The 11,253-nt window shown below is 30.6% G+C and carries 9 protein-coding genes; 1 reads left to right on the plus strand and 8 read right to left on the minus strand.

The genetic code is table 11. From position 1 onward, the window contains the following. The 5 genes from JJE11_RS07025 to JJE11_RS07045 all read right to left on the minus strand — a co-directional run. Positions 1-803 (minus strand): Cof-type HAD-IIB family hydrolase (locus tag JJE11_RS07025; protein WP_291633986.1); only part of this gene is annotated, 803 nt, incomplete at its 3' end. Between the two features lie 26 nt (positions 804-829). Continuing rightward, entirely contained in the window at positions 830-3,208 is a 2,379-nt protein-coding gene (locus tag JJE11_RS07030) for a transglutaminase family protein (RefSeq protein ID WP_291633987.1), read from the minus strand. Between the two features lie 4 nt (positions 3,209-3,212). Further along, positions 3,213-4,388: a DUF58 domain-containing protein gene (locus JJE11_RS07035; RefSeq protein WP_291633989.1), complete on the minus strand. Its 1,176-nt coding sequence runs from the start codon at positions 4,386-4,388 to the stop codon at positions 3,213-3,215. A gap of 1 nt (position 4,389) precedes the next feature. Continuing rightward, positions 4,390-5,331 (minus strand): MoxR family ATPase, encoded by a 942-nt coding sequence (locus tag JJE11_RS07040; RefSeq protein WP_291633991.1) that lies wholly within the window; start codon positions 5,329-5,331, stop codon positions 4,390-4,392. A 176-nt stretch (positions 5,332-5,507) separates the two neighbouring features. After that, on the minus strand, positions 5,508-6,914 hold the full coding sequence (locus JJE11_RS07045; protein ID WP_291633992.1) for a VanW family protein: 1,407 nt from the start codon (positions 6,912-6,914) through the stop codon (positions 5,508-5,510). Positions 6,915-7,103: 189 nt separating this feature from the next. Here JJE11_RS07045 and JJE11_RS07050 point away from each other — a divergent pair, with 189 nt between their 5' ends. Next, positions 7,104-8,144 (plus strand): M42 family metallopeptidase, encoded by a 1,041-nt coding sequence (locus JJE11_RS07050; protein WP_291633995.1) that lies wholly within the window; start codon positions 7,104-7,106, stop codon positions 8,142-8,144. Positions 8,145-8,193: 49 nt separating this feature from the next. Here JJE11_RS07050 and JJE11_RS07055 read toward each other — a convergent pair whose 3' ends face one another. From JJE11_RS07055 to sleB, 3 genes are all read right to left on the minus strand, one after another. After that, positions 8,194-9,609 (minus strand): hypothetical protein, encoded by a 1,416-nt coding sequence (locus JJE11_RS07055; RefSeq protein ID WP_291633997.1) that lies wholly within the window; start codon positions 9,607-9,609, stop codon positions 8,194-8,196. Next, positions 9,596-10,108: a sigma-70 family RNA polymerase sigma factor gene (locus JJE11_RS07060; RefSeq protein WP_291633998.1), complete on the minus strand. Its 513-nt coding sequence runs from the start codon at positions 10,106-10,108 to the stop codon at positions 9,596-9,598. Before JJE11_RS07060 ends, JJE11_RS07055 begins: the two co-directional genes overlap by 14 nt. Before the next feature lie 338 nt (positions 10,109-10,446). Continuing rightward, complete coding sequence (sleB, locus tag JJE11_RS07065; protein ID WP_291633999.1) at positions 10,447-11,163, minus strand: spore cortex-lytic enzyme; 717 nt, start codon at positions 11,161-11,163, stop codon at positions 10,447-10,449. Positions 11,164-11,253 lie beyond the last annotated feature (90 nt).

The following is an 11,253-nucleotide window of genomic DNA, read 5'->3' on the forward strand; positions in this document are numbered from 1 at the left end:
ATAACCTTTGCTACTCCATCATTATTATTGCTATCAGTAATATATTTTGCGGCTTCTTTAACGCACTCATCACCATTTGCCATAGCAACTCCAAGTCCTGCATATTTAATCATAGTCAAATCATTTTCACTATCCCCTATACAAATAACCTGGTCACTATTTATCCCATAATAATCCGCTAAAATTTTAACCGCACTTCCCTTTGAGACTCCTTTATTCATCACTTCAAAATTATCAAAGCGAGAACTTACCACTTCAAATTCATCCATATCTCTTACGGTATCTTTTGCACTCTTCAATTTTTCTAAATCCTCTTCTACCGCTACACCCTTGAAAATTTCAGCTTCATATTTCTGAAATGTCTCATTCCAATCCTTCACGACTATTATTTTGACTTGCATATCCTTTGGTAGTGTTTTATTAACTTCCTCATAAAAAGATGAGGAATATATTAATTTCTCTGTAAAAACTGTATCGCTGGTATAATAGTGTGGATATATCCCATACTGTCTAAACACAGATAGAAGTTTCATACATTTTTCCATCCCTAAAGTGGCTTTGTAAACTACTTCATCTCTATCCTTCTCCCTAATATAAGCACCATTTGAAGCTATTACTGGTGACTTAACTCCCAAAAGGTCTGAGAAAAAATCAGCTGACGTAAAAATCCTCCCCGTACACACTGCTATCCGTGCTCCCTTTTTACTAGCTAACCTTATAGCTCTGAGGTTCCTCTCACTAATAATTTTTTTATCATTTAATAAAGTACCATCCATATCTATACATATTAATTTATAATCCATATTTTTATCCTTCCTTCTTTAGTTTTTTATTTAATTTCCCCTAAGTACTTATTTAGTAAATATTCAAACGTTCCTTGATATTCTTTTAAGTATTCCTCCAAAAAATCATAGCATTCTTTATTATCTAGTCCCACCACAGAATGTTTGCCATAATACTCTTCATAAGCACCATGAACTAAAATCTGCATTCGCTCTTTTAATTTTAGATCTATTAAATCTTGTACAAACTCCATATCACCTTGATATTCTGGTTTAACCATATATACCGTCTCTAATCTATAGAAATAATAATTATATAATGGTACTACTCCTTTAGACCTTAGTAGTTTACTTCGCCTTTTCATTACTTTTATAACCCTCATTAAAATGAATAATATAACCACAGTTAATATATTTATTATCCTAAGCTGCATATTCGAAAGTGCTATTACCTTACTAGTGCCTTCCCCGCCAGCTGATTCAACGTCACTTGCTTTATTTTGTGGGGTGTTGTTAATGCTTATGTTCGAATCACCGCTATCCACACTATTTTTTTGCTGATCTTTAAGTTCCTTTAATTTTCTTTGCATGTCTTCTGATGCGGTAGGGGATGCATCTACTATTGTCCACATATTTGAATACTGAAAAGCTCCAAGTAATACTTCACACCAAGCATGAGCGTCAGAACTCGAAACACTATATAATCCACTATCATCTTTATTATCAGGAGTCTTAAATCCCTCCACGTATCTTGCAGGAACTCCAGCGATCCTACACATTACTGTCATTGCTGTATTAAAATAAGTGCAATATCCTTTCTTCTCCTGGAATAAAAAATAATCAATAAACTCACTATCCTTGGGTATCGCTGAAACCTGTATATCATATACATAGTTTTTAGTTAAATAATTTTTGATTGCCAATACTTTTTCTATACTAGTATTACAATTTTTTATAATGTCTTTAACCAAATCATAAGTTCTATCAGAAATATTCTCTGGGACTTGAAAATATTTACTGTTTTCAATTAATAATTTACTATCACTACCGTTTTTAAAAGAAAATCTTAACATAATTGAAGAATTATTATTAGTAGCCATATTTATATTTTTAGGTTTGGGCTGTAAAAAGTAATTCATAGGCCCATCAGGCACAAAACTTGTTGCAAGGTTATTCGCACGTTCTAAGATTTTTTTACTATACTCTCTTACATCTTCAATAGTATCAATGTTCTCAGGATATTCATAAAAGTCTACATTATAAGATTTTGTAACTATATTTTCACTCAAAACTGTAGGAGTCTTATCATAAAACAATGTGCCCTCCACACCACTTATATCAAATGTGTAGTTAGGAACAAATATTGTATTAGTTTTAAATTTTTTATCTGGGTATATAATTAATGAATTTTTCTTCCCAATTCCATTATTTTTATAATTTAGAAATCCCATATCTGCACCGCTTAATTTTTTAAAATAATTTTCATTAGTCTTAGTCCACTTATTCCCATCATAGAAATCTTTAACATTACCCTTTAAATAATAAGGCTTATCACTTTTAACCTTAAAAACTTCCTTAGAATCTAAGGAAATAGGTCCACCTAATCTTTTATCATTATCACTGTACCCTGAGCTTGATAAACTATACATATTTTCCTTTGCCCAATCAATTCCAGAATTATCGGATGCAAATTTATTTTCGAAATAATTACCATAAGAACTTAAGTCGCGACCTTTATACTCCTGTGGCAACATAAGTATTATTTTAGAAATTATTAATGATATTATAACTCCATAAACTAAAATATAAGTAAATTTTAGATATACCTTTACACCTTGATTCTTATATTGCTGAATTTTTTTAATATAGCTTGTAATAATAAAAGTTAATAAGGAGATAAACACGTATACAAATAAATTCTCTTTAACTACGGCGTAGGAACGAGAAAACCATAATGCAATAACTGCCCCAAGAGATACTATTAATATAAAATTTTTAAAGAATTTAAAAGTAGTCCATAAAATCAAAATAGTAATTATCGGAATTCCGAGGATTAGTATAATTTTGTATTGGTCAAAGTAAGTAGTAGCGCCCTCATATATAAGATCATTTAGGGTAATAATATGGTCAACAACAAACCGATTTACTATATCCTTAACAAATTCTGCTCTTTTAATGTAATAAATAGCACCCACACTACATATAAACAGCGCAAATAAAGCCTTATGGATTCTTTTTTCCAATAGATAACTATTAATTACATAATCATAAAACCAATAAATTAATAAGCCTATTAAAAATAGTAAGCTGGTAAATCCATAATTAAAATTTTTAATATATATACCTTTTTCTAAAAGTCTTAAAATGAAGTTAAGATTTACATAAATTAGAACTATATATATGAGTTTTCCCTTTATCCACTTCATAACATCACCTTATCTCTTTGAATTTAAAATTAATACATTCTATTCCTATACTTTTAAGGAAATTGATATTTTTAAGAAAATTGATATTTTTAAATTCATCTAAAATATTCCCGTAGTAAAATACATTAACTTTATAACCCATTTCATTCAAATTCGTAAGGACATTTCTTAAGTTATTATCAACAACTATGCTCACGATTCCTATCCAATTTTTTTTCGGTATATGTTTTAAATTTGATTTAATAAATCCAGAGAACTCTGATGTCCCATCACTTTTAGATTTTAAAAAGTACTCCATTACTCCTAAAAACTCTTCTTGGAACTCCACCTCTATGCTTTTTCGCTTCTTTGCATTAACAAATAACCTAGTTTTAATTCCAGTATTCATCATATGTTTCGTTAAAGATACTGAGAAGTCTACCATATCTTCCTCGATAACTTTCGATAAATCATTTTTCAAATTATCAATATGCATATTCACAAACAAATTACATTCATTACCAGAAGCTTCTTCAAAATTCTTCACATACATTTCTCCATATTTGGCACTTAACTTCCAATGTACTTTTTTAAGATTATCTCCTATATTATACTTTCTTATATCTTTAATTAATGTAAAATCATCAACTCCGTGCTTTCCCTGTATAAGATTTTCATAACTATCTTGCCCACTTAAATTTATATTATCTAAATGGTACACCTTAGGGTATACCTTAATTTCTAATTTGTTCTTAACGTTTTTTAATGTTTTACATATACAAAGTAAGTCATTTATTTCTAGAGATATATTCCCAAAATCATAAATTCCCCTTTTTGTAAAAATAACTTTATTATCAATCCATGTACTTTTATTCCCACCTAAAAAAATTAAGTCTCCCTGGTATCCCGTTATTAACGACCTTAATATTTTGCTTTCTACATAAATGTATGCCATGGGTATTATCCCTAAATTTTCTACTATTATTGGAATATTCACGTCGTCTCCAACATTATAAGATTTTCTGTCATGTTTAAACTTAGCATATACCCTTTTCTTAGCAATAAAAATATAAATTATTCCTAGTACTATGCTAACAAGGAATACATAAAATATTGAATATGGTAGATTGCCACCTAATATATAAGCAAAAATTAAAAATGCTATGCTAAGAAATATTATTTTCCTATTTACCCTAATCATACTATTTCACCTTAGGAACTTGAATAATTCTTAAAATATCTGAAATCACCTTATGAGTAGTATAATTATTAGCTCTGGCAGATGAAGTCAAGGTTATTCTATGACTTAAGACAATCATTACATTTTCCCTTATATCCTCAGGTATAATGTAATCCCTTCCATTTATCAGCGCCGTTGCTTGAGCGACCCGTTGTAATGCTAAGGATGCTCTTATACTTCCGCCTAGAAGTATAAAACTATTATTTCGTGTAGCATTAACTATGCTAACTATATACTCATTTAATTCTTTTTCCACATGTATACCCTTAACTTTTTTCTGCAAATAAATAATATCTTCATCCGTGGCAACGGCTTTTAATTCTTCCATGGGATTACTTTGCCTATATAAATCTAATATTTCCACTTCAGCATCTGCTTTTGGGTATCCTATATTTACTTTAATCATAAATCTATCTAGTTGCGCCTCCGGCAATGAAAAAGTACCTTCGTATTCTATGGGATTTTCTGTTGCTAAAACTAGGAATGGTTCTTTCAGTTTATACGTAATTCCGCCTTCTGAAATTTGTTTTTCTTCCATTGCCTCAAGCAATGCAGATTGCGTTTTAGGTGATGTTCTATTTATCTCATCCGCCAGTATTATATTAGAAAAAATCGGGCCTTTTTTATATTCGAATTCCATAGTTTTTTGACTGTATATAGACACCCCAATAATATCTGAAGGTAAAAGATCCGGCGTAAATTGAATTCTATTATATGATAAATTTAATGATCTTGCTAAGGCTTTTATAAGTGTGGTTTTTCCTACTCCTGGAACATCTTCAATTAAAATATGACCATTAGCTAATATTCCTTTTAGTATATTATGTATTTCAATCCTCTTTCCCAATATAACTTTCTCTATATTATCTGCTATCTTTTCAATTAATTCTACTTCCTTTGTCATAATATACCTCCCCTCTATATTTTAGGGTACAACGTTGCAACATTATAGTATTTATATTATCATAATCTTCATTATTTATCCATTAATTCAAGTATTACACTTAGATTTTCTGACCCTAACCCAATAAAAAACATAGCGCTAATTAAAACGCTATGTTCATATGTTTCATATATACTTTATTGTACTGTTGGAATTTGAGGTTCTTCTGGGATTTCAGGCACCGGAGCTAAAGTACTCTTTTTCTTAGTACCAACTTTTATAATGCCATTGATAACGTGAAATGTATCATTATTTATAACCGTCGTATCAATTAGCTTACCATATTCATAAGTTTTTCTGCTGACTTTAACTTTAAATCCTTTATATCCCTGTTTAATAATTTCTTGCTCACCCTCATATTTAGTTGGATCTTGTATTGTTTCTGTTTTTGGCTGAGTAACTTCCACTACTTCATTTACAATTTCATAAGTTCTTTTAGTTAATGTAGAATTAGAATAAATATTAAAATAAAGGTTTCTGTTTGATATAAATCCTTGAATATATATTGGATACTTATACGTATTTTTAAACTTATAATCAAGATTGCCATAATCAACTGTAGCATCCTGTCCTTTTGGTATATACCCTGAAGAAATTGTATGATGAATTCTTTCTACAGAAACAATTTCAGTTGCAAGCATTGCATTGTACAAAGTAGATGAAACCTGACATATTCCCCCACCTAATCCTTGTTCTAATTTATCTCCAATAATTACTCCTGCAGTTTGATATCCTCTTGCTACTGTTCGCTCTCCTACAACCCCATTAAAACTAAAAACATCCCCTGGCATAAGTAAGGTCCCGTCGATACTTTTAGTAGATAAATCTATATTGGTTGCTCTTCCTGAAGCTGAGCTTCCAAAGTTCGTACTATAGCTTGATATTTTTGTATTTATCGTTTTTAATGTAGCCTCTGTAGTCTTAGGCTTCACTATACTTACTGGAGCCACGATACTTATTGTATCTGCCGAAAGAGTGCCATTGATTTTACTTTTTATATCACTTTTTAATTTATCTTCTTCTAACTTCTTTCCTACAACTTCTTTAGTAATACTAAATTCACCATTACTAACCATTGTTATAGTCGCATTTACAGGTTCTTTATTTGTATCTTTAATTATTTTCTCTAACATCTGCTCAACAATCTTATCATTATACTCAAAGGTTAGCTTTATTTGCTTTAGAGCGGGGTTACTAATAGCTTTATATTTTTGGAACATACTCATATCACGTCCATAGCTAATTGCCTGTTCTATAGCTTCATCAATTTTGTACTTCGCGTCTATCTTTGAGTAGTCCAATGTATATTTTTTTCCGTCACTTACTATATCTATTTTTTTCTTAATCACTTGACTTGAATACTTGTCCACTATTATCTTTTGCGCTTCTTCTTTACTTTTACCTGTTAAATCTTCATCTTCTATTTTAACTGTAGGTAAAATTAGTGAATCCCAATGTTTTACTTTAACATAAGCGTAGCTAGTAAATGTAATTGTGCCTACTAATACTAAAATCCCTAATATTATAATTGCTTTCTTCCTCATATAGAATCTCCTTTTCCGCTCATAAGTATTATACTACATTGAAGCAACTATTCCTATATTCTTTCATCCTATTCTTCCTTGCTGTTCTTCCTTGCTTACTTATAAGTTTAATTAATATTTTTGTTCTAATATATTCTTCCATATGGTAGAATTGTGCCAATACTAATTTCATCTCTAAGGAGTGATACTATGAATTATGACGAAGACAAAATAAAATTTTATTTAAAGTATATTCTATCCATACCTAGTCCTTCAGGTTATACAAAAAAAATCATGGACTACATTAAAGAAGAACTTACCATTCTAAACGTACCACTTTTCACTACTAATAAAGGTGCAATTGTGGCTACCTTAAAAGGCAAAAATGATGATTATCAAAGAACACTTTCTGCTCACGTTGACACACTTGGTGCGATGGTTAAAAAAATTAACTTAACTGGTTCACTCGCAATAGATCCTATCGGCGGATACATGATGAACTCAATAGAAGGCGAAAACTGCACCATAGAGTCCCTTGATGGCAAAACCTTCACGGGAACTATACAATGCATAAAACCTTCAGTACATATTAGCGGTACCGATGCTCGCGAGCTTAAAAGAACCCCTGAAAATATGGAAGTAATCCTTGATGAACTAATCTCTTCCAAAAAAGAAGTTGAAGAATTAGGCATAAGTGTTGGTGATTTTATTTGCTTTGATACGCGAACGCAGTTTACTGAAAAAGGCTTTATAAAATCTAGACATCTAGATGATAAAGCTTCAGTTTCAATTCTACTTTATGCCATCAAATACATAGTAGATAATAACATTGAACTCCCATATACTACTAATATCTTTATTAGTAATTATGAAGAAGTGGGACATGGAGCTTCTGCGTCGATTCCAGAAAAAACTAAAGAGTTTGTGTCTGTAGATATGGGATGCCCAGGACTTGATCAGAATTCATCTGAATATAGTGTTTGTATCTGTGCTAAAGACTCAACTGGTCCTTATGATTTAGATCTTAGAAAAAAATTAACAGAAATATGTAGAAAAGAAAACATAGATTATAAAATAGATATTTATCCACACTACGGTTCCGATGCTTCAGCTGCCCTAAAAGCTGGATGGGACATAAAAACAGCATTAATCGGTGCTGGAATTTTTGCTTCACACGGCTATGAAAGAACGCATATGGACTCTATATTATGTACTCTAGATTTAATAATTAAATATTGTTCACAAGAATAAAGCACATAAAATTGGTAGTAGAAAAAATTCTACTACCAATTTTATGTACTTAATTTTCTAAGCTAAACTTTATTAATTCAAATACCTGTGCACTATTGTTTTTTCGAATAATATAAATTTCTTTATTATTAGAACTCCAAATACTCTCGAAGTAGCTATACTTACTGGTTACATCAAAGTTACTAGTAACATTACCGCTTCTTACAGTTTCTGCCCAAGCTTCAATTCTATTATTATTGATATTTACTTCTTTATTTGTTAAGCTACGAGTGTTTTCAGTTACTAAATCAAAAACCAATAAACTAGAAAAGTTCTTTTCAATAGAAACATCTTTTTTAACATCCCCAACATCATAGTTTTGAGTTTCTACCTCTTCTTTTATATAACTAATTAAGTTACCATTTTCAGAAAAAGCAGGATACTTACCAGTATCAACAAACCTTTTTTCATTAGTTGCTAAGGTTAGAATGTTTATTTTACCATTAACTTCATATACTAATTTTTTACCATCTTTTGATATCATGGGGCTTTTCCCATCTACAAGCTTAGTAGACTCTTGACCATCTTTGTCAGTTAGATAAATAGCACCATTTTTTTCACCACTGGCACCATTTTCTAATGTTACTTTATCCGCTTTATAGTAAACTATCCCATCATTGAGTGTAAAATTAGGCTTATCAACTATTTGAGTCTTGTCGTTATAAGATATTAACTTCGTTTCAATTGAAGACTCTATATCTTTAACATATATACCACCATCTTTAACACTAAGTAGTTTCTTTTCATCAAGAGAATATCTTGAATCGTAGCATTTTGAAAGTTCACCAGTATTTACTTTTACGTCGTCCATTGTAGGTACCTCTATTGGAACCTTAACTCCAGCTGGAGAACTATTACTTTGACTATTACTAGCTATGCTTTTATTTATATCTGCATCACTATCTGAAGAATTCCCCTTATTTGAATCTTTACCAATAACAGCATCACTCTTTCCATCACTCTCTGCCAAAAGGTTATTAGAAGGTTTATCAGTGACAGTTGTGGTGCCTTCACTGTCTTTTGCTACACTTGACTTACTAGTTCCAGTATCACTCTTCACTATCCCCTTTTTAGGTTGTGTCCCATCTGTTTTTTCACTACTAACTGCAATTGACTCTTTCGGTATTGCTATCGGCATTACTACCTCAGACTTTCCATCAGTCTTGGTAAATATATTTGTGTTTGAAGCATCTATAGCATTAAATATTGCCCCACCTACAAATACACAAATTACAAAGCCTGAAGCAATTTTCAGATATCTATTTCGCTTAAAATTATTTTTCTGTTTAGGAAGTTCCGTAATATTGTTGTATTTATCCCCAAACATTATTCTGTTTTTTAAATCATATTTAAAATCTTCATCAATAACAATCTTTTCTGCATCCTTACACAATAATTTTTCCACATAAAATTCATTTTCCTCCAATTACATCACCTCCCAAACTATGTTCATAATTCTTCTTAATTTTCTTTATTGCTCTTGAAATAGTTGACTTAACAGTGTTTTCTGTTATATTTACGGTTTCTGCAATTTCTCTAAATTTGAGACCACCATAAAATCTCAGATAAATCATTTTTTTAGTTTCTTCTGGTAATTGATCAATTATACTTTTTACTCCTTTAAACTCATCTCTGATAGCAATATCCTCATATCCAAAATCTTCATCCCCTATATCCAAAAAGTTTTCAATTGGGATTACTTTGCTGTTTTTTCTATAAAAATCTATAATAGTATTATGAGCTATTCGAAAAATCCAATTTTTACTTGCTTCTACATCCATAATTTTATCCTTGTTTTCATATATTTTAGTAAACACAGTAGCTATTATATCTTCTGCATTCCATTTATTTTTAACTGAAACAAAAATATATCTGTATACACAATTGTAGTACATTTCATATAACTGTTCGAACTTACTTGGCATTAAACAGTACCCCCATTATAATTTGTTGTTTAAAATAGCACTTATCATTTTGTAAATACCACTAGTTATTAAAAATGTGTTTCGCTTAATATACGCAATTCTTAATATTTAGTTGCATCATTTACCACTATTTGTGTAAAATATATAGTTTTTTTTTAAAAACATATAAAATCATTATAACATATTAAAAATATACTAATGTTGCTAATGCTAAATCTAAAATATAATTTTATAATTTGACATAAAAAACTACTCCGTAATTTCCATTAATCCTCTAAAAACAGGCTAGAAATTTACAAAGTAGCTCTCAATTATAATTTATACAAAGGAATATCTATTTAATTACAAAATCTATGCTTACCAATTATTTTTATAAGTGGCCTTGACCATATCCACTTATTAGTGCTTGTTGCAGGATTAAAATAGAATACAGCGCCCCCAGATGGATCCCATCCATTAAGTGCATCTCTTGCAGCTCTTATAGAGTCCGCTTCAATTTTTGCATTTATTTGCCCATCCACTATAGCTGTGAATGCCCCGGGTTGATAAATTACTCCCGCTATTGTAGATGGAAATCTTGCATCGCTTGTTCTATTTAAAATTACCGCTCCAACAGCCACTTGACCCTCATAAGGTTCTCCTCTAGCCTCACCATTTATGAGCCTAGCTACTAAATCCACATCCTTATTGTTTGTTACATTTTTGCTAGAAGCTGTTCCACTTGAGGTTGATGTACTACTTGAAATACCTATGGTTGCAAGTGTTTGCGGGCCTGCAATTCCATCTACTGCTAGCCCATTGCTTCTTTGAAAGGACTTAACGGCAACATAAGTAATATAGCCATATATTCCATCAACACTTTCCTTATAGTATCCCCATTTTTTTAATCTAGTTTGAATTTCTTTAACTTGTTCACCACGCGCGCCGTATTTTAAAACCTGAGCCATAGCTTTATTACTAGAAATATTAGAATAAACTTCGCTTGAAAAGTATGTAATTAAAATTATCATAATCACAGCGCTGCATCTTTTGAGTAAATGTTTTTTATGTTTCAAATATATTCCTCCTTATAAATGTATTCCTACTTCAGAAAACAATATATAAATTTCTTCAACAATGTTAGTTTGCGTTAAATTCAAAAAAAA

The organism is Clostridium sp., assembly GCF_016650095.1.
Taxonomy (GTDB): Bacteria; Bacillota; Clostridia; order Clostridiales; family Clostridiaceae; genus Clostridium_AD.

Excerpts from the sequence above, each read along its gene's own strand:
- JJE11_RS07030 (WP_291633987.1), bottom strand. The coding sequence starts at position 3,208 with ATGAAGTGGATAAAGGGAAAACTCATATATATAGTTCTAATTTATGTA.
- JJE11_RS07035 (WP_291633989.1), bottom strand. The coding sequence starts at position 4,388 with ATGATTAGGGTAAATAGGAAAATAATATTTCTTAGCATAGCATTTTTA.
- JJE11_RS07040 (WP_291633991.1), bottom strand. The coding sequence starts at position 5,331 with ATGACAAAGGAAGTAGAATTAATTGAAAAGATAGCAGATAATATAGAG.
- JJE11_RS07045 (WP_291633992.1), bottom strand. The coding sequence starts at position 6,914 with ATGAGGAAGAAAGCAATTATAATATTAGGGATTTTAGTATTAGTAGGC.
- JJE11_RS07050 (WP_291633995.1), top strand. The coding sequence starts at position 7,104 with ATGAATTATGACGAAGACAAAATAAAATTTTATTTAAAGTATATTCTA.
- JJE11_RS07060 (WP_291633998.1), bottom strand. The coding sequence starts at position 10,108 with ATGCCAAGTAAGTTCGAACAGTTATATGAAATGTACTACAATTGTGTA.